Source organism: Micromonospora sp. MH33, from assembly GCF_003013775.1.
Lineage (GTDB): Bacteria > Actinomycetota > Actinomycetes > Mycobacteriales > Micromonosporaceae > Micromonospora > Micromonospora fulviviridis.
In genome coordinates, this window is the sequence record NZ_MUYZ01000015.1 from 16696 (window position 1) to 36040 (window position 19345).

The 19345-nt window shown below is 74.6% G+C and carries 8 protein-coding genes; all 8 read right to left on the reverse strand.

Going from position 1 to position 19345, the window contains the following annotated elements; translation table 11 throughout:
* Positions 1 to 12: 12 nt before the first annotated feature.
* From B0E53_RS04845 to B0E53_RS04880, 8 genes are read right to left on the reverse strand one after another with little or no spacing between them, the layout of a single operon-like run.
* A complete protein-coding gene (locus B0E53_RS04845) occupies positions 13 to 4374 on the reverse strand; it encodes a type I polyketide synthase (protein ID WP_107074882.1) in 4362 nt (1453 codons plus the stop codon).
* Positions 4371 to 6689, reverse strand: coding sequence for a lantibiotic dehydratase (locus B0E53_RS04850; protein WP_107074867.1), 2319 nt, complete (start codon positions 6687 to 6689; stop codon positions 4371 to 4373). The genes B0E53_RS04845 and B0E53_RS04850 overlap by 4 nt, the downstream gene beginning before the upstream one ends.
* Positions 6686 to 10183, reverse strand: coding sequence for a non-ribosomal peptide synthetase (locus B0E53_RS04855; RefSeq protein WP_107074868.1), 3498 nt, complete (start codon positions 10181 to 10183; stop codon positions 6686 to 6688). The genes B0E53_RS04850 and B0E53_RS04855 overlap by 4 nt, the downstream gene beginning before the upstream one ends.
* Positions 10180 to 11850, reverse strand: a complete 1671-nt coding sequence (locus tag B0E53_RS38505) for a polyketide synthase (protein ID WP_107074869.1) — start codon at positions 11848 to 11850, stop codon at positions 10180 to 10182. Before B0E53_RS38505 ends, B0E53_RS04855 begins: the two co-directional genes overlap by 4 nt.
* Entirely contained in the window at positions 11847 to 14222 is a 2376-nt protein-coding gene (locus tag B0E53_RS38510; RefSeq protein WP_107074870.1) for a non-ribosomal peptide synthetase, read from the reverse strand. The genes B0E53_RS38505 and B0E53_RS38510 overlap by 4 nt, the downstream gene beginning before the upstream one ends.
* Positions 14216 to 15577 (reverse strand): DUF6002 family protein, encoded by a 1362-nt coding sequence (locus B0E53_RS04870; RefSeq protein WP_107074871.1) that lies wholly within the window; start codon positions 15575 to 15577, stop codon positions 14216 to 14218. The genes B0E53_RS38510 and B0E53_RS04870 overlap by 7 nt, the downstream gene beginning before the upstream one ends.
* Positions 15568 to 16743 (reverse strand): potassium transporter TrkA, encoded by a 1176-nt coding sequence (locus tag B0E53_RS04875; RefSeq protein WP_107074872.1) that lies wholly within the window; start codon positions 16741 to 16743, stop codon positions 15568 to 15570. The genes B0E53_RS04870 and B0E53_RS04875 overlap by 10 nt, the downstream gene beginning before the upstream one ends.
* Positions 16724 to 19345 carry an amino acid adenylation domain-containing protein gene (locus B0E53_RS04880; protein ID WP_107074873.1) on the reverse strand — a complete coding sequence of 874 codons (2622 nt, stop codon included), beginning with the start codon at positions 19343 to 19345 and terminating at the stop codon, positions 16724 to 16726. The genes B0E53_RS04875 and B0E53_RS04880 overlap by 20 nt, the downstream gene beginning before the upstream one ends.

Here is a 19345-nt window from a genome sequence, read left to right on the forward strand (position 1 = left end):
CGGTGCAGTCGGTCACGCCGGCTGCCCCGGTCTGCGGAGGCGCGGGATGGGTGCCTCCGCGTCGGCGGCCGGTGGGGCGCCGCGCAGCGACTCGATCCGGGCGGCCATCGCGGCGACGGTCGGCGCGTCGAACAGCACCCGCATGGACAGCCGGGCGCCGACGGCCTGGCGGATGCGCAGCACCAGCTGCGCCGCCACCAGCGAGGTGCCGCCCAGTCGGAAGAAGTTGTCGTGCGGGTCGACCTCGGCGACGCCGAGGACGTCGCCCCAGATCCGGGCGATGGTGGCGGTCAGGTCGCCGTCCGCGGCGGCCACGGTGGAGGTCACCGTGGCGGCGGCCGAGGCGAGTCGCCGTTCGTGGCCGGCGACCGCGGCCACCGTGTAGGCGCCGATCGCCACCGAGCCGGTGCGGCCCTCGGCGAGGACCCGCTGCCCCGCGGCGACCGCCGCCGCGGGGGGCAACCCGTCGTGTTCGGGCACGCCCTCCTCCCGCCACGCGCCCCAGGCCAGCGACACGAGGCGGGTCGGCCAGCCGTGCGGGCTGCGCGCGTACGCGTCGAGGAATGCGTTGGCGGCGGTGTCGTCGGCCCGGCCCAGGCCACCGGCGAGCGCGGTCACCGACGAGGTCAGCGCCACGAAGTCGAGCGGCAGGTCACCGAAGACCTCGCGCAGCACCAGCGTGCCGGTGACCTTCGGCCGCAGTTCCGCCGCCGCCTCGGCCAGCCGCGACCCGGCGGACAGGCCGGTGTCGGGCAGCTTCGCGGCGTGGATGATGCCGTCGAGGCCGCCGAGGTCACGCAGGACTTCGGCGCGTACCGCCCGCATGGCGTCCACGTCGGCCACGTCGGCGGTGAGGTGACGCACCCGGGCGCCCGCCTGCGCCAGGGCCTCGATCGTGGCCGGCGGCGGCTGCGCGGTGCGGCTCACCAGCACCAGTTGCGCGCCACGCCGGGCCAGGTCGGCGGCGAACGCGCCGCCGACGCGGCCCAGCCCGCCGGTGATCAGGTAACGCCCGCCGTCGCGGATGCCCAACCCGGAGGCGGCACGCCCACCCGGCCGGACCGGAACGAACTCGCGGGTCCAGCGGCGCCCGCCCAGCCGCAGCGCGACCGTCTCGGCCCGCTCGGCGCCGAGCAGTTCGTCCACCACCGCGTCCACGTCGAGGTCGCCGGGGTCGACGTCGACCCAGTGGCAGCGCAGCTGCGGGCGTTCCAGCGGCACCGAGCGCACCGCCCCGGCCGCCGTGGCGTGTTCCGGGCGCACCAGGTCGGCCCCGGTCACGTCGGCCACGCCGGCGGTGACCACATCCAGCTCCACGCCGGCGGCCGGCAGCGCGTCCAGCAGCGTCAGCAGCGCGTAGTACCCGTGCTCCTGGGCCGCCGACACGGCATCCGCATCGGAGCCGGCCGGGTCGCCGTCCAGCGCCCAGGTGTGCACGATCCGGGCGGCCCGGCCGTCGTCGGCGCACTCATCGAGCAGCCGCTGATAGTCGGCGGCGTTGGTCGCGCGCAGCTGGTAGCCGCCGGGGCGGACGGCGAAGGCGGTCCCGGGGCGGACCACGGTGACGTCGGTGCCGCGCTCACGCAGACGGGCCGCGAGGGCAGTGCCACGCTCACCGGCGGCGAAGAGCAGCAGCTGACCGGGCGCCTCGGCGGGTGCCGTGGCGGGCAGTTGGTGCCAGACCGGCACCTCGACGACCCCGTCGTCGTGGCGGCGGTCGGCGGCCGGTTCGGCTGGTGCGGCCACCGGCGCCGGGTCGATCCAGTGCCGGGTCCGCTGGTACGGGTACCCGGGCAGGGGCACCCGGCGTGGTTTGTCGGGCGCGGGCAGGCGTACGGGGACCCCGGCCGTCCACAACCGGCCCGCCGCCTCGTAGGCGGTCTGCCGGTCGGTCAGCTTCTCCCCCGGCGCGGGCAGCGTACGCAGCGGTGCCCTGGCCCCCGGCGGCAGGTTGAGCCGGGCGAGCCCGGCGAGTTGGCGGCCGGGACCGCACTCCAGCAGCAGCCACTCGTCGGCGGCGCCCGTCGCGGCGAGCGCTGCCACCGTGGCCCCGAACCGCACCGGACGGCACAGCTGCTCCCCCCAGTACGCCGGATCGGTGATCTGCGCGTCGGTGAACGGTGCGGCGGTCGCGGCCGACCACACCGGCAGGCTCGGCGCCCGGCGCGGCACCGCCGCCACCAGCGCCGCGAACTCGTCGCGCACCGGGTCCAGCAGCGGCACGTGCATCGCGTACGGCGACCGCAGCAGGGTGCAGCTGACGCCGCGTTCGCGCAGCGTGCCGGCGAAGGCGGTCACCGGCTCCGATGCGCCGGCCAGCACGCATGTGTTGGGCCCGTTGCTGATCGCCACGGCGACGCCGGCGGGCAGCAGGGGCGAGATCTCGTCGGCGCCGCGCTGCACGGCGAGCATGCGGCCCTGCGGCGCGGCCTGGACCAGACGGCCCCGGGCAGCGGCGAGCCGCAGCGCGTCGGGCAGGTCGAAGACCCCGGCCACGGTCGCCGCCACCAGCTCGCCGATGGAGTGGCCGATCATGGCGGCGGGTGTGACATCCCAGTGCCGCCACAGCATCGCGGTGGCGTATTCGATGGTGAACAGGGCGGGTTGCAGCACCGCGGGTTGGGTCAGCCGCTGGTCGGCACCGGGCTGCGTGCTGAAGATCAGCTCGTGCGGGTCCCAGCCGAGGATCCCGGCACATTCGTCCACGGTGGCCGCGAACTCCGGCTCGGTCGCGGCGAGGCGCGCGCCCATGCCGGGATGCTGCGAGCCCTGGCCGGGGAAGAGCAGGCCCACCCGGGGCACGGTCGCGGCGTCGCCGCTGGCCCGACGCTTCGGGTCGGTCAGCGCTGCGGCCGCCTGCGCCCGGTCCACGGCGACGACGGCGGCGCGGTGCTGATAGACCGGCCGTCCCTCCCGCAATGTGTACGCCACATCGCGCAGCTCCAACTCCGGCCGGTCGGTGAGCCGGGCGGCCACCTGGGCGCACGCCGCCGCCAGCGCGGCCGGGGTCGCGGCGGACACCTGGATCAGCTCGCCCGCACCGTGGCCCGGCGCCGTGGCGGGTGCGGGAGGCGGCGCCTCCTGGAGCAGCAGGTGCGCGTTGGTGCCGCCGAGACCGAGGGAGCTCACCCCGGCCCGCAGCGGCCGCTGCTCCTCAGGCTCCCACTTGGTCAGCGTCGACACCACGTAGAACGGGCTCGCCTCGAAGTCGATCTCCGGGTGCGGCCGGTCGTGGTTGATGCTGGGCGGGATGAGCCGGTGCTGCATCGACAGCACGGTCTTGATCAGGCCGATCACGCCGCCGGCCGCGCTGAGGTGGCCGATGTTGGCCTTGGTCGAGCCGACCCCACACCAGCCCCGCTCGGTGGTGCGCCGCCCGTAGGCCGCCGTCAACGCCGCGATCTCGATCGAGTCGCCGAGGACCGTGCCGGTGCCGTGCGCCTCCACGTAGCTGACCGAGCGTGGGGTGACGCCGGCGACCGCGAGGGCCTGCACGACGACCTCCAACTGCCCGCTGACGCTGGGCGCGGTGAAGCTGGCCTTGGTGGTGCCGTCGTTGTTGACCGCGTTGCCGATGATCAGCGCGCGGATGTCGTCTCCGTCGGCCAGCGCGTCGGACAGCCGCTTGAGCACGACGACCCCGACCCCGCTGCCGTAGACGGTGCCGTTGGCCTGCGCGTCGAACGGGCGGCAGTGCCCGTCGGCGGACGTGTACCCGTCGTCGGCGATATACCCGAGGGCGTGTGGCAGCTCCACGCACACCCCGCCCGCGAGCGCCGTGTCGCACTCGCCGTTGCGCAGCGCCTCGCTGGCCAGGTGCACCGCCACCAGCGACGACGAGCAGGCGGTCTGTACGGTCATCGCCGGGCCGCGCAGGTTGAGCCGGAACGACACGGTGCTGGCCAGGTAGTCGGGCTTGTTGCCCAGCGACACCCGCAGCTCACCCGCGTCCGCCAGCGCCTGCGGGCTGCGCCGGACGTTGAGCCACTGGTAGAGGTCGGCGTTGCCGCCCGCGTAGACGCCGATCTCGCCGTCGTAGCGGGTCGGGTCGCAGCCCGCGTCGATCAGGGCGGCGTGCGCGTGCTCCAGGAACAGCCGCTGCTGCGGGTCTGCCAGCTCCGCGTCGCGCGGGCTCATGCCGAACAGACCCGCGTCGAAATGGTCGAACTGGTCGAGCACGGCCGCCACCGGCACGTACGCCGGGTCGTCGAGTTCGTCCTCGCTGACCCCGCGCGCCAGCAGCTCGGCCCGGCTGAACCGGGTGAACGACTCGGTGCCGTCGACCAGGTTGCGCCAGAACTGCTCCGCAGACGACGCCCCTGGTACGCGCAGGCTGAGCCCGACGATCGCGATCGGCTCCACTGTCTCGCTCACCACGGCATTCCCTTCGGCTCGGCCGGATCGCTGATGTGCAGGCGCAGCTCGCTGACGTAGTGGCGGCCCTGGCCGTCGGGCAGCCACGCCTGTGACAGATTCGGCAGCAGCTCCGACACCGTCACCGGCACGTCGTCGCCGCCCGCCTGGCGTGCCGCCCGCAGCAGCAGGCAGAGCCGGTTGGCGTAGAGCGGGCTGGTCAGGTCTGCGTACGTGGGCTTGAGCTCGGTGGCCACCCGGACGAAGACCCGCTCCGGCAGGCCCAGCGCGCCCCGCCACCGGCGTACCGCGAGGTAGCGCTGTGCCTGGTCGATGGCGCTGGTCAGGCCGGTCCGCCCGACCGTGGTGCGCCACGTCTCTCGGGCCAGCACCAGGTTGTCCACGGTGAGCCGGGGGCTGTGCGGGCGTTCGGTCATCAGCTTGAACGCGTCGGCGGCGTGCACCGCGATCAGGTCGGAGAACACCTCGACCAGCGGCCAGCGGGTGCCGTCGGGCCCGGTCGCCACCATGGTGCCGTCCACTTCTGACACCAGGGCGGCGTTGGCCGGCACGAGCCGGCCCCGCCGGGCGCCCGGCGCGTCGGCGAACGCGAGCTGGTGGTCGCCGGGCCCGAACAGCGACGCCGACAACCGGCCGCCGACGCGGGGGAAGTCGACCGGGTAGAGCGGGCGCAGCCGTCCCGAGCCCAGGTCCGCCGCGTACGCGCGCCGCAGCCGGTCCAGGTCGGGATGGCAGTGCGTGAACAGTTCGGCGTTGAACGTCGCGTACGCCGCGTGCAGCTCACCGAGCACCGCGCCGAACTCGCCGTCGGCCAGCGCCTGCGGCGACTCGGCGAAGATCTGCAGGTCCGGGCTGTGCACCCGGCCGGCACTCCAGCCGGGCCGGGTCGCCGGGAACTGCTCGGCCATCCGGGGCGCCAGCTCGGCCGAGCTGACCTGCAGCCGCGCGGCGTCGGCGGGCAGGTCGGCGAGCCCGAGCACTCGTTCCCAGCGGGTGGCGAATTCGCGCGCGACCCGATCGACGGGCCGGTCGCTGGGCCCGAACAGCGGGCCCTGGGCGAGGAACCACAGGTCGCCGAGGCGGACGGGTCCGTCGCCGCTCAACTCGGCGTACAGGTCGCGCAGCGCGTCGGCGTAGGCCGTGGCCAGTTCGGCGGTGAGCCAGCGCGCCGCCTGCAACGCACACGCCAGTGCCGGGGCCAGGGAGTCGAGCAGGCCGGTGCCGACGGTGAACTCCACGTCGCGGGCGGTCTCCTCGTGGCACAGCGCCCGCCCGGCGTAGTTCTGCCCGGCCCGGCGGCGCGGCGGCAACCCGGTCAGCTCGGTGAACTCGGCGTCCAGTGCGGACAGCGCGGCGGCCAGCGCGGTGGGGTCACCGGCGGCGTCGGCGACCCGGGTCCGGGCGTCGGTCAGCCGGTTCAGCCCGGCCAGGGCGTTGTCCCGGAGCGCCGGATCGCCGATGGCGCCGATCCGCTCACGCAGGCACGCCTGGGCGGCGAAGCCCTGCGGCAGGTCGAAGTCCCAGCGCAGCAGGCCCCGTTCGGCCAGGTGCGCCAGCAGCAGGAACCCCTCCTCGGCCCGGCGTACGCCGGTCTGCTCGTCGCGGACCAGGTCGTCGACGATCTCCCGCGCGGGGCGGCTGCCGTCGCAGCAGGCCAGCGCGATCGACTCGGTCAGCGACACCGGCGTCGGGCGCTGGGCGGGCCGGTGCACCACCCGCCGGTCCAGGTGGGCGTGCGGCGCCAGGGTCGGGGCCAGCCACGCCCGCACCGGCGGGTCCGCCGCCAGCCTGTCCGCGTACGCGGAAAGGGCCCAGTATTCGAGGTGGACGGCGCGTTGGCGGAGCAGGCCGGGGCCGGGCCTGGTGGTGATGGTGGCCGGGCCGGGTTCGACGGTGCCCCAGCACACCGGCCCGAAGAAGCCGATGGTTTCGCACTTGGCGACATAGCGTTGCCAGTACCCGGCGACGACGTTCTCCCGGCCCCGGCGGCGGACGTTGCGTGGCCCGTCCGGGCCGTCGGTGACCAGCCCGTCGAGCGCCACCAGGACGTCCGGGTTCTGCCAGGTCACGGCCTCACGGAACAGCGGGTCGGCGGCGATCTGGCACACCGCCGCCGCCGACGCCCGGGTGGCGTCGGCGTACGCGGCCGTGAACGCCGCCGCGTCGAGGTCACCGGCGAGGTGACGGTCGGCGGCGTCGGCGCAGTCCGGTGCGGCGAAGCGGTCCAGGCCGGCGGCGGGGAACCCGGCGCTGCGCAGCAGCACGTCACGCCAGACCGACCAGCCGGTGTCGCCGAGGGGGACCAGGTGCGTCACGCCGGATCACCCTCGACAGCGGGCTCGTCGGTCCAGCGGCGCCGGGCGCGCTGGAGTCGGACGGCGCCGCGGCGGGCGGCCCGTTCCACGGCCGCGTCCTCGGCGCTTTCCGCAGGTGATTCCATGGACGCGCGGGTGCTGTCCAGGTGCGTGGCGAGGGTGCGGACGGTCGGATGGCGGAACAGGTCCACCAGCCGCAGGTTCGTGCCGAGCAGCCGGTTGAGTTGCCGCTGTACGACGGCGACGGCCAGTGAGCCACCGCCGATGTCGAAGAAGCTGTCCGTGGCCGCCACTTCCGGTATGCCGAGCACGTTGCACCAGACCGACGCGATCTGGCGTTCGGTGGCGGTGGCGGGGCGTTGGGTGATCGCGCCCGACCGGCCCACGGCCCGTTTGACCCGGGCGGCCCGGGTCACGTGGCCCGGCGTCCCGGCTGGGATGGCTGTCCAGCCGGGCAGTTGTGACACGGGTTGCCGCGGATCGGCGGTTCCGGCCCGCAGCAGCTGCTCGACCTCGCCGAGCAGGGCCGTCATCAGGTCGGTGCCGTAGACCTCCGGGTTGAAGACGATCTCCACGCGCAGGTGCCCGTCCCGGGTCACGCCGTAGAGGGTGAGATCGAACGGCGACCCGGGCGCGGCCACCGGCACCGGCTCGCTGTCGAGCCCGGCCAGGTCCAGCTTCGGTTCGTCGAACGTGTACATGTTGAACAGCACCTGCACCAGTGGGCTGCGGTCGAGCAGGCCCCCGAGGCCGAACCCGCCGACGAGGCGTTCCACCGGCGCTTCCGGGTGCGCGAGCGCGGCGAGGAGTTCCTCCCACGCGGCGCGCACATGCTCGGCGAAGCCCGCCTCGGGGGCCTGACGCAGCCGCAGCGGTGCGATCTCGATGAAGAACCCGACCATCTGCTCGAAGTCGGCGGCTCGCCGGTCCACCGTGGGCGTGCCGATGACCAGGTCCGGGTGGCCGGTGCGCCGGGCCAGCACCAGCGCGAACGCGGCCAGCACGGCGGCGGCCGGGGTCGCGCCGAGCCCGGCGGCGAGGTCGGTGAGGGCGGCGGTCGCGGCCCGGTCCAGCCGGGTGGTCACGGCCGCGCTGGTGAAGGTCTGTTCGGCGGGCCGGTCTCGTCCTCCGGGCAGCTCCAGCACGACGGGGACGCCGGTCAGGTGCTCCAGCCACCAGTCCAGGTCCTGCTGGGCGCGTCGCCGGGAGCGGTCGGCGCGCCACGCGACATAGTCGCCGTAGGTGGCGGGCAGTGGCGGCAGCGGCGGCCCGTCGCCGAGCGCGGCGCGGTAGGCGGTGGCGAGGTCGGCGTAGAACAGCGACTGGGACCAGCCGTCGAACACGGCGTGGTGGGCGTAGACGGCCAGCACGTGCTCGTCGGCGCCGGTGCGGATCAGTTCGGCCCGCCACAGCGTGTCGGTGGCCAGCGTGAACGGTGCCGCCGCGCCCGTCGCGAGGTGGGTGGCGAGTTCCGTGCCCGGGGCCAGTTCGAGCACGGGCAGCGGCACCGGCGCGGGCGGGTCGGCCACGGCGTACGGGACGCCGTCGGTGTCCGGGATGCGCCAGCGCAGGATCTGCTGGCGGTCCGCGACGGCGGTGAGGGCCGTGGCCAGGGCCGCGATGTCGAGGGGGCCGGTGAGCCGTTCGGCGAAGGCGACGTTGTAGGCCGATGCGGCGGCGTGGAAGTAGCGGTCGAGGAACCACAGCCGCTGCTGTGCCGGGGACAGGGCCGGTGGACGGCCCCGGGAAGCGGTGGCCGGGCCGGCTTCGGCGGCGGCGTCGGCGCGGGCGGCGATGCCGCGCAGCGTACGCCCGATCAGCACGTCCTCGATCGCGATGTTCCGGCCGAGCCGCTTGCGCAGGTCGGCGACCAGCCGCATCGCGGTGATGGAGTGCCCACCGTGGTCGTAGAAGTCGGCGTCGCGGTCGAGGGCCGGCTCGTCCAGCAGCACCGCCCAGGCCTGCGCGATGAGGCGTTCGGTGTCGGTGGCCGGTGCCTCGCCCTGCGGTGCCGGGGCGGGTTCGGCGAGGGCGACCAGCCGCTCGGTGTCGATCTTGCCGTTGATGGTGATCGGCAGCTCGGCCATGGTGAACATCCGCGCCGGGACGGCCGCGGGCGGCAGCAGCCGCGCGCAGTAGGCGCGCAGGTCCGCCACGTCCAGGCCGGTCGCCACGTACGCAACGAGTTCCTGGCCGCCGGGGCCGACGCCCGCCTGGACGCTGGCGTTGCCCACCTCGGGGTGGCGGCGCAGCACCGCCTCCACCTCGCCGAGCTCGATGCGCTGTCCGCGGATCTTGACCTGCCGGTCGGCGCGGCCGAGGAATTCCAGGCTCCCGTCCGGCAACCATCGGGCGAGATCACCGGTGCGGTAGAGCCGCTGCCCGGGCTGCGGCGTGAACGGATCCGGGATGAACCGCTCGGCCGTGCGCGCGGCGTCGAACAGGTAGCCGCGGCCCAGCCCCGGCCCGCCGGCGAGCACCTCGCCGATCTCACCGGGGCCGACCTCGCGCAGGCTGTCGTCGACGAGGTGGATGCGGTGGTTGGCGGCGGGCCTGCCGATCGGGATGGGCCGGGTCCAGGTGCCGCTGCCCTCGAACCAGGACACCAACACCGTCGCCTCGGTCGGGCCGTAGACGCTGATGAACCGGCGGCCTCCCTCGGTCCACCGGCCGACCTGCTCCGGGCCGGTCGCTTCCCCACCGGTCATGACCAGCCGTACGCCGGGCAGCCGGGCCGGGTCCAGCAGCGGCAGGATCGGCGGCGGCAGCACCACCACGTCGACGCCCTGTTCGGCGCACACCCGGTAGAGCCGGGTCGGGTCGGCCCGCTCGGCGTCGCCGGCCAGCACGACCGTGCCGCCGGCGGCGAGCGGAGCGAGCAGGTCGGCCACGGACGCGTCGAACCCGATGGAGGCGAAGGCCAGGCACCGGGTCGCCTCGCCGTAGTTGGAAAAGTCCGCGATGTTGGTGACCTTCTCGGTCAGCGCCCGGTGCTCGATCACCGCGCCCTTGGGCTGCCCGGTCGACCCGGACGTGAACATCGCGTACGCCGTGGTGGACAGCGTCGCGGGCGTCGGCTGCCAGGGCGCCGTTTCGGCTGGTACGCCCAGCACGGTCACATCGCCGAAGGCTTCGGGCGCGGCGGTGGGCGCACCGACGATGACGTCAAGGCGGGCCTCGGCGGACAGTTCGCGCAACCGCTGCGGCGGCAGCGCCGGGTCGAGCGGGACATACCCCGCGCCGGCCGCCTGCACGCCGAGCAGGGCGACCACCAGGTCCGGGCGGCGGTCCACGCAGACACCGACGAGGTCGTCCGGGGCGATGCCGTGGGCGCGCAGCGACGCGGCGAGGGCGCTGGCCCGGCCGACGAGGTCGCGGTAGCTCAGGGTCAGGTCGCCCTGCACGACGGCGGGCGCGTGGGGGCGCCGCTGGGCGTGCCCGGCGACCAGGTCGGGCAGGCACAGCTCGGGATAGGGCAGGTGGGGGCCGTTCATCGGTTTGCCTCGATCCAGTGTCGGGTCCGCTGGAACGGATAGCCGGGCAGCCGAACCCGCCGCCCCCGCACCGCAGGCAGGTCGCCACCGTCCCGCCAGGAGCGCGCGGCGGCGTCGTGGGCCACCGGTTCGCCCTGCGCGAGCGCGGTCAACTGCCCGACCGCCTCCTGGGCGTCGGCGCATCCGACGGCAGCCCGGTAGGCCAGCCGCCGCCGTCCCACCGCCAGGGTGTGCGCCACGTCCGCCACGGCGAGGTCACCCACGGCGAGCCGCTCGGCCAGCCGCCGGGCCAACTCCCGCAGCGCCGTCGGGCTGCCCGCCGACAGCCCCAGCACCATCCGGTCGTGACGTTCCTGTCCAAGCTCGCTGTTCGACTCGTCATGGTCGTCCGCACCGGGCGCCTGCTGCACCAGCACGTGCGCGTTGGTGCCGCCGAGGCCGAACGAGCTCACCCCGGCCCGCCGGTGCCCGGTCCACGGCCGGGTCTGCGCGCTGACCTCGGCGTCCGCCGCGGCCAGGTCGACATCGTCGTGCGAGCGGGTGAAGTGCGCCGTCCCCGGGACCTGTCCGGTGTGGACGGCGTACACGGTCTTGATCAGGGAGATCACGCCGGCGGCGGCGTCCAGGTTGCCGAGGTTGCCCTTGACCGAGCCGAGCAGCAGCGGGCTGCGGCTGCGCCGGCGTACCCGAGCCAGGGCGTCGACCTCGATCGCGTCGCCCACCGGGGTGCCGGTGCCGTGACCCTCCAGGTAGCCCACCTCGGCCGGGTCCCAGCCCACCGACGCCAGCGCCTCCGCCAGCACCGCCGCCTGCCCGGCCACGCCCGGGATGATGAAGCCGGGCCGGTCCGCGCCGTCGTTGTTCACCGCCCAGCCCGGGATGACGGCGTAGACGTTGTCGCCGTCGGCTCGCGCCTCGGCGAGGCGCTTGAGCACCACCGCGCCGGCGCCGTTGCCGAACACCTGCCCGGTCGCGGCCGCGTCGTAGGGGCGGCACACCCCGTCCGTGGCCAGCAGGCCGCCCGGCCGCAGGCGGTAACCGGCCTGCCGGGTGGAGACGACCGCCGAGCCACCGGCGATCGCCAGGTCGCAGCGGTAGTCCAGCAGGCTCTGCGCCGCCTGGCACACCGCGACCAGCGATGTCGAGCAGGCGGTCTGGATCGCCACGGCCGGTCCCGCCAGCCCCAGCGCGTACGCGGTGCGCGTCGGCAGGTAGTCGCAGCCCGAGCCGGTCAGCGCGTCGTCCCAGTCCTCGGCCAGGCCACCGAAGCCGGGCTTCAGGGCGGGATTGCCCAGCAGGTGATGGTGCAGGTAGCGGTTGGGGCCGCAGCCGGCGAACACGCCGACCTGGGCCGGGTCACGGTCGGGATCGATTCCCGCGTCCTCCAGGGCGCGCCAGGCGACCTCGAGGAACAGCCGATGCTGCGGATCGAGCAGCGCCGCCAGCTCGGCGGGATAGCCGAACAGGTCCGCGTCGAAACCGTCCAGGTCGTCGAGCCGCCCGAACACCGGCACCCAGTCGGGGTCGGTGAGCGCACCCTCGGCGGCGGTCAACCGACGCACCGAGTCCACCCCGGACAGCAGGTTCTGCCACATGGCGGGTGCGTCGTCCGCGCCGGGCACCCGGCAGGACAGGCCCACCACCGCGATCTGGTCGTCCTCGCTCACGTCTCCCCCTGCCCGCCGCCACCGCCCCGCGCGGCTCTGCGCCGCGCCATCCGCTGCCTGACCGCCACCAGGCGACCGTCCGCCGGTACGCCGTCAGCGCCGGCCGCCGCCCCCAGGTGTGCCGCCAGCGCCGCCACCGTCGAAAACTCCATCAGCCGGGCCAGCGGCACCCGCCGGTCGAGGCGTTCCTCCAGGTGCCGCTGCACCAGGGCGAGTTGGAGCGAATGCCCGCCCAACTCGAAGAAGCCCACCTGACGGTCCACGGCGGGCAGTCCCAGCACCGCGCACCAGGCCACCGCGATCGTCTCCTCGAGCGGCCCCGACGGCGGCCCGCCGGCCCCCGTGACGATTCGCCCGGCCTCGGCATCCGGATCGGGCAGGGCGGCCTGGTCGAGCTTGCCGGTCGGGCCCATCGGCAGCTGCGCCACCGCCACCACGGCCCGGGGCACCATGAAGTCCGGCAGCACCGCTGCCAACTGCTCCCGCAGGCGTCCCGGCTCGACGCTCGCCCCCACGGCCGGGACCACGTACGCGATGATCTCGTGCTCGCCGGTGCCGGCAACGGCCACGCTGCGCCGGGCCACGACGGCCGCCTGGCCCACCCCGGGCAACCCGGCCAGGCGGGCTTCGATCTCGCCCAGCTCCACGCGATGGCCGCGGATCTTCACCATCCGGTCGCTGCGACTCAGATAGACCAGCGTCCCGTCGGGCAGCCGCCGCGCGATGTCCCCGGTCCGGTACGCCCGCACCCCGCCGTGCTCGATGAACCGGGCCGCCGTGAGCTCCGGCCGGCCCAGGTACCCCAGTGCGACGTGCGGGGTACGCACGATGACCTCGCCGGTCAGGCAGGTCGGACGCCCGGCCGGGTCTGCCAGCACCACCTCGATGCCCGGCAGCGGGTGCCCGATCGGCACGACGGCCTGCTCCAGCGGCGCACCCGCCGGCAGGTGGTGCTGCGCGGCGAAGCTGATCTCGGTGGTGCCGTACCCGTTGACGAACACCACACCGGGCGCGAACGACCGCCGGGCCAGCGTTACGTCGTGCCGGGTCACCTCCTCGCCGCCGAGCACGACGGCGCGGATGGACGGCAGCCGCCCGCCCTCGCCCAGGCTCGCCACCAGGTATCGGTAGACGGTCGGGGTGGAGTGGTAGATCGTGACGCGCCGGTCGGCGAGGGCGCTGGTCAGGTGGCCGAGGCCGTGCGCGCGAACGTCGACGGGGACGGCGGCGGCGCCGGACAGCAGGGCGCTGAACGTGTCGGTGACCGCCATGTCGTAGCCGAACGAGGTGAGCACGCTGGTGCGGTCGTCCGGCCGGATGACGAAGTTGCACACGTGGTTGCGTACGCCGAACAGCACGTTGCGGTGGCTCTGCACCACACCCTTCGGCATTCCGGTCGACCCGGAGGTGTAGAGCGCGTACGCCGGGTCGTCCGGCCGCGCGGGCCCCCGCAGCAGCGACAGGTCGGCCGGGGCGGTGCCCGGCTGCAGGTGCACGATCGGCAGCTGCGGCAGCCCGGCTTCGGCGGCCAGCGCGGCGGCGAGCCGCGCGTGCTCGGGGTCCGTGACGATGGCCCGCACCCCGGCGTCGCGCAGCATCCCGGCCAGCCGGACCGCCGGGAACACGGTGTCCAGCGGCACGTACGCGGACCCCGACGCCAGCACCGCCAGGATGCCGGTGATGGTGGCGACGCCGTGGCGGCACAGCACCCCGACCGGCGCGGGCGGCGCCGAGCCGGTGCCCGGGTCGGCCAGTGCCACGGCGGTCGCGGCTACGGCGGCGCCGAGTTCCCGATAGGTCACGGTCGCGTCGTCGGCCAGCACCGCCATCCGCTGCGGGTGCGCGGCGACGACCGATGCGAACGCGGCCGGGATCGTGTCACCGCGTACGCCGTCGGCTTCGGTGCCGTCGCCCCCGTGCAGCCGGGCCAGTTGTGGTGCCCGGCGCTGCTCGTAGCGGGCCGACGGCAACACGTCGGCCGACGACGCGGCCGGGTCCAGCGCGGACAGAAACTCGGTCAGGTCGGCGCAGAGGTCATCGGCGTAGTCACCGGGCAGCCCCGACACGGCGCCTTCGCCGAGGTCGGGGCTCAACCGGACGCTGGCGTCGGCGGTGGAACCCGGCGGTGCCGGGCGCACCGACCGCCACAGCTCGCGGATCGGGGCGTCGGCGGTCAGATCCAGCGCCACCAGGTCGTCGCCGTGCCGCAGCGTCACGACCTGGGCGCCGGTGTACCGGCGTACCAGCAGGGCGGTCGCGGTGAGGACCACCGCGGCCGGGGTGACCCCGGCGGCGTGGGCCTGCGCGGCAAGCCAGGCGGCCCGCTCGGGTGACAGGCCGAGCGGGCGGTCGGAGTACGCCAGGCTCACCATTTGCTGAGGACGGCGGCCACGATGTCGGCGACCGTGGACACCTCGGCGTCCGCGACGGCGACGGCGAAGTCGTTGGCGTAGCTGCCGGTGCCGTGCACCACGATGTCGTGCCCGGCCGGCACCAGGCCGCGGTCGATGGCGTTGCAGACACCGGTCAGCGCCATCACGATCGACCACTCCCGCAGCTGCTCGGGGTCGGCGGGCAGGTTGAGCCCGGCGTTGGCCAGCCAGTCCCGGGCCACCGGGTAGCGCTGGGCGCACTCGCGCCGCGACACGACGATGCCGTCGCCACCGTGCCGCTCGATCAAGGCGTTCATCGCCGGGGAGGTCACCGGGCGGTGGGTGTAGAAGGTGGGGTCGAGCACCTCGGCCGGGTCGTCGGTGACGGCCGGGAAGTGCGGGTCCTTGTCCTGTGTCCAGGCGCCCACGCCCTCATCCAGCGTGTAGGCCGGGCAGTTGTTCCGCTCGAACGAACCGTGGCGCAGGTTGAGCACCATGTCGGGCGTACCGAGGTGCTGCACGAGCAGGAAGCCCGGGCGGTCGGCCGTGCTGGCCTGGCCCGCCGCTTCGAGCACGTCGCGGCCCAGGTTGTAGCCGAGCAGGCCGAAGGCGCTGGAGACGGCGTGGGCGTGCCAGCGGGGGCGGGCAGCGCTGGCCGGGGCCACGTCAGCCTCGAAGGCGGCCCGGGCAGCGTCCGCGACCAGGTAGTTCTTCAGGTCGAGGGTGTACCACAGCGTGACGCCGTGCTTGTCCTGCATCGTGGCGGCGTACTCGTCGACGAACGCGCGGCCGAGCGCCTTCACCCCTTCCGGGTCGCTGCCGGTGTAGCGCAGCAGCGGGTTGACCTGGCGTGACCGCGGGTCGGCGGCCAGCGCGTCGTGGCGGAACTTGTGCCGGGTCGACTGTGGCGCCAGCACCACGATGGACAGCTGCTCCGGCGTCACCAGCCCAGCCGCGTAGGTGCGGGCCACCGCGTCGCGCAGGGCGACCCCCTTGTTGCCGGAGGTCGGCGTGAAGATGCACAGCCGGGTCCCGGTGCGCCGGATGTATTCCACCGCCCGGGCGACGATCACCATCGACGCGAACGTCTTGGTGGTCTGGGTGCCCGGGTTCGCGGTCAGGTCGAGCAGCTGGAGGTTGTGCCCGCCGTATTCGCCCAGCGGGGACCAGCTCGCGGTGGCGGCGGCGTAGTATTCGCGCACCGCCGGGGTCAGCTCGGGCAGGTCGAAGCCGGGCGCGAAGCCGGGCGTCCCGGCAGGGCCGCCCGGGACGGCGCCGCACTGATCCACCGCGGAGGCGATGACGTCGTAATAGTCGGTGATCAGGTTGCGTGTGGTCGGGGCGGTCACGGGCATCGGGATTCCTCCAACACACGAGGGGCATGCGCCGGCGTCGGTGGCGCCGCTCGCAGATGGTCGCGCAGGGCGATGAACCGGGCGAAGACCTCTGGCATTTCGGTCACGCGCCAGCCTTCGGCCAGTTCCGGCTGGTACGCCGACAGCGCCGCCCGGGCGTGCTCCGGATAACGCACGTGGCCGTCGCTGACCTCGACGCCGTCCCGGTGCCCGGCGGCGGTGTTCCAGGCGACGGCCTGCGCCGCGCTGACCTCGGGCGGCAGCCGCAGCTGCGCCCGGCCACCGCTGATCAGGACCGGATAGCCGCCGGGCAGCCCCAGCGGCCCGGGCAGGCTCGCCACGACCTCACCCGCGTCGGCGGCGAGCCCCGCCACCAGGGCTGCGGCGGCATGTCCGGCCAGCGCGTTCAGCTGCGGCCGGGGCAGGGCACGGTAGCCGGCCAACAGCCCGGTGACGTCCGGGACGGGCCGGCCGTCCAGCCAGGCGCGTACCTCGGCGGTGTTGTCCCCGGTGCTGTCCGGGTCGGGCGCGGGGAGGTGGGCATGGTGGCCGAGCACAGCCAGCCGCCGCGGCCCGGGACGGCCCAGCGCGGCGTCCAGACACGCGGCCAGGGTCGCCACGTTGCCGATGCCGCACAGCACGGGCAGATTCAGCGCAGCCAGCAGCGGGTTGACCGCGTCCGGGAAGCAGCCGTTGACCAGCACCGCGTCCGGTGCGCCGCCGGCCAGCGCGGCGGCCAGCCGGGACACCAGCTCCGCCTGCAACGCCAGCGTCATCCCGAAGCCGGCCGTGGCGACCAGCTCCGTCCAGGCCGACGGCGTGTGCACCCGCTCGTACGGCGACTGGGTCGACGCGGCGCAGACCAGCACGTCGGGGCGGAGCCGGGCCATCGACACGGCGTTGGCGGCGTACCCGCCGCCGGGGTCGGTGGACGGTTCGGCGGTGAACGGCTCGCCGGTGAAGTCGACCCCGGTCCCGGCGACCGTGGCGCGAACCTGCGCGCCCCGGGCCACGCCGAGGGCGGCGGTGAGGTTACGGGCCAGCACGGTCACGCGCATCCGCTGGGGGGTTTGCATCGAGGCCAGGGAATCGCACAGCGAGCGGGCGAGCTGGCCGCTGCCCACCACGACGACGTGCCGCGGCGCGTTACCGAGGGGGGCTGACATCGCGTCTCGCGTCCGTGACCCGGGTCAACCAGTCGGCGAAGGACCCGGCGCGCAGGCAGCTCGCCGGCGACACCTCCAGGTCGGCCATCTCGCGTACCCGGTGCACCACCCGCAGCGCGGTCAGCGAGTGCCCGCCGAGGGCGAGGAAGTTGTCGTCGTCATGGACGGCGTCGACGCCGAGCGTGACCCGCCACGCCTCGCGCAGCCGGTCGGCGAGGGCGCTGCCCTGCTCCGGGGCCGATTCCGCGTGCCGCCGGGGTGGCGGCGGCAGCTCCAGCCGGGCCACCTTGCCGTTGGGTAGGCGGGGCAGGCTGTCGACGAAGACGAGCTGGTCCGGGTGCATCGCGGGCGGCAGCACCGACGCCAGGTATCCCTGGAGCAGCCCGGTCGTCAGCAGCTGGTCGGCGGGCTCGTCCCAGGGCGAGGCCGCCGGCGGCTGACCCTGCGGCCGCATCGCGTAGAGGTAGCTGACATCGGCGTCCGCCCCGACGTTCCAGTCGCCGATCTCGTGCACCTCGAACCCGGCCGCCGACAGCAGCTCGCGCACCTGCGGCGCGGTCACGCTGCTGCGTTCGACCTCCAGGCACACCTGGCCGATGCGGGGCCAGTGCTCCGGGCGCAGGCCGCGCAGCACACTCAGCTCGGCGCCCTCGGTGTTGACCTTCAGCAGGTCAACCCGGTCCAGGCCGAACCGGTCCAGCAGCGCGGACAGGGTCACCGTCGGCACCACGTGCGCCACCGAGGTCAGGCGCCGGTGCGCGTCGGCCAGCAGCGCGGCCTGCTCGGCCTCGTCGGCGTCGCCGCCACCCTGCCGGTAGTGCGACCGGACCAGGTCCGACGCGGCGTCGGCCCGGTCGGCGCCCAGGCCGGACAGGTAGCTCAGCTCGGGAAACGAGATCAGCTCGGCCGTGCCCGCCACATCGGTCACCGCGGCCTCCACGATGGTCGCGGACTCGGCGTAGAGGCTGAGGTTGGCCCGAAGGTACGGCAGCGTGTCCGGGTTCGGCTCGACCGCGATCAGGTGCACATCGCGTGCCTGCCGGGTCGCCCACAGCGAGAACAGGCCGATATTGGCGCCCACGTCGACAACGACCGCGCCGTCACCGAGGCGTACGCCGAACCGGGAATACTCCGCGTGGTCGAAGATCTGCCGGTAGAGGAAGACGGCCTCGTCCGGCGACGCCGCCGTCACCGCCATGCCGTTGGGCAGCCGGAACCGGGGCAGCCCGCCGATCGTCGGGGCCCGGCGTGGCTGCGGTACCACGTATCCGACCAGGCGCGGCCCGTCCTCGTCCGGCACGGCGACGACCACCGCGTCGTGCACGGCGGGATGCTTGCGCAGCACCGCGGCGACCTCGCCCGGCTCCACCCGGATGCCCCGGATCTTGACCTGGTCGTCGACCCGGCCCCGGAACTCCAGGAAACCCTCCGGCGCGACCCGCACCAGGTCACCTGTGCGGTAGAGCCAGGCGCCCGGTTGCGCCGGATCGGGCCGGAAACGGTGCGCCGTCCGCTCGTCGTCGCGCAGGTAGCCCAGGCCGACCGCGACCCCGCCGATCCACAGCTCACCGGTCTCGCCGTCGGCGACCGGCCGGAACTCCTCGTCCAGCACCCGCGCCGACACCCCGCCGATGATCCGGCCGATCGGGGCGATGCTGCCCGCGTACGCCTCGGAGCAGTCCCAGTAGGACACGTTGATCGAGGTCTCGCTGGGGCCGTACCCGTTGAACAGCCCGGCCGGCAGCGCCGCACGAAACCGCCGGACCAGCTGCATGTCCAGCGCCTCACCGCCGCACAGCACCCGCCGCAACGTGACACATCCGGGCAGTTCCGGCTCGTCGAGCAGGTGCCGCAGCATGGTCGGCACGAAATGCGCGGTCGTGACAGCTTCCCGCTGGATCAGCCGGACCAGGCCGAGACTGTCGAATTGCAGGCCCGCCCCCGCGATGACCACGGTGCCACCGGCGATGAGCGGGGAGAAGATCTCGTGTACCGACGCGTCGAACCCGATCGACGCCTTGTGCAGCACCCGGTCGTCGGCGGCGAAACCGAACCAGTCGTGGCCCCAGGCCAGCCGGTTGACCAGCCCGGCGTGGTGCAGCACGACACCCTTCGGCTGGCCGGTGGAACCCGAGGTGAACAACACCAGCGCGGCCTGCTCCCCCGGCGGCAGCCAGCCCGCGCGATCCAGCGGATCGGTCCCCGCCACCACCTTGGCGGTACGCACATCGCGCCAGCGGGTGCCCGCCGGCGCGGCGACGGTCGCGGGCCGGTCCGCGTACAGGACGAGCCGGGGTGCGGCCATGGCGAGCATCTGCTCGGCCCGGCCGGAGGGCAGCTCGGGATCGATCGGCACCGCGACCGCGCCCACCGTGAGCGTCGCCAGCAGCGACGTCACGTAGTCGGCGGACCGGTGCAGGTAGAGGCCGACCAGGTCACCCGGCCTGATCCCGGCCCGGCGCAGCAGTTCGGCCGTCGCGCCGATCCGCTGCCACAGCTGTGCGTAGCTCAGCTCCCCGTCGGGGGCGACGATCGCGGGCCGGTCGGCGTCGGCGCCCGAGGGCCGGTGCACCAGATCGATCAGGTAGCGCGGGCTGGACAT

What these genes read in the sequence shown, in the direction of transcription:
- B0E53_RS04855 (WP_107074868.1), bottom strand. Translation starts at nt 10,183, where the DNA reads ATGAACGGCCCCCACCTGCCCTATCCCGAGCTGTGCCTGCCCGACCTG.
- B0E53_RS38510 (WP_107074870.1), bottom strand. Translation starts at nt 14,222, where the DNA reads ATGGTGAGCCTGGCGTACTCCGACCGCCCGCTCGGCCTGTCACCCGAG.
- B0E53_RS04870 (WP_107074871.1), bottom strand. Translation starts at nt 15,577, where the DNA reads ATGCCCGTGACCGCCCCGACCACACGCAACCTGATCACCGACTATTAC.
- B0E53_RS04875 (WP_107074872.1), bottom strand. Translation starts at nt 16,743, where the DNA reads ATGTCAGCCCCCCTCGGTAACGCGCCGCGGCACGTCGTCGTGGTGGGC.
- B0E53_RS04880 (WP_107074873.1), bottom strand. Translation starts at nt 19,345, where the DNA reads ATGTCCAGCCCGCGCTACCTGATCGATCTGGTGCACCGGCCCTCGGGC.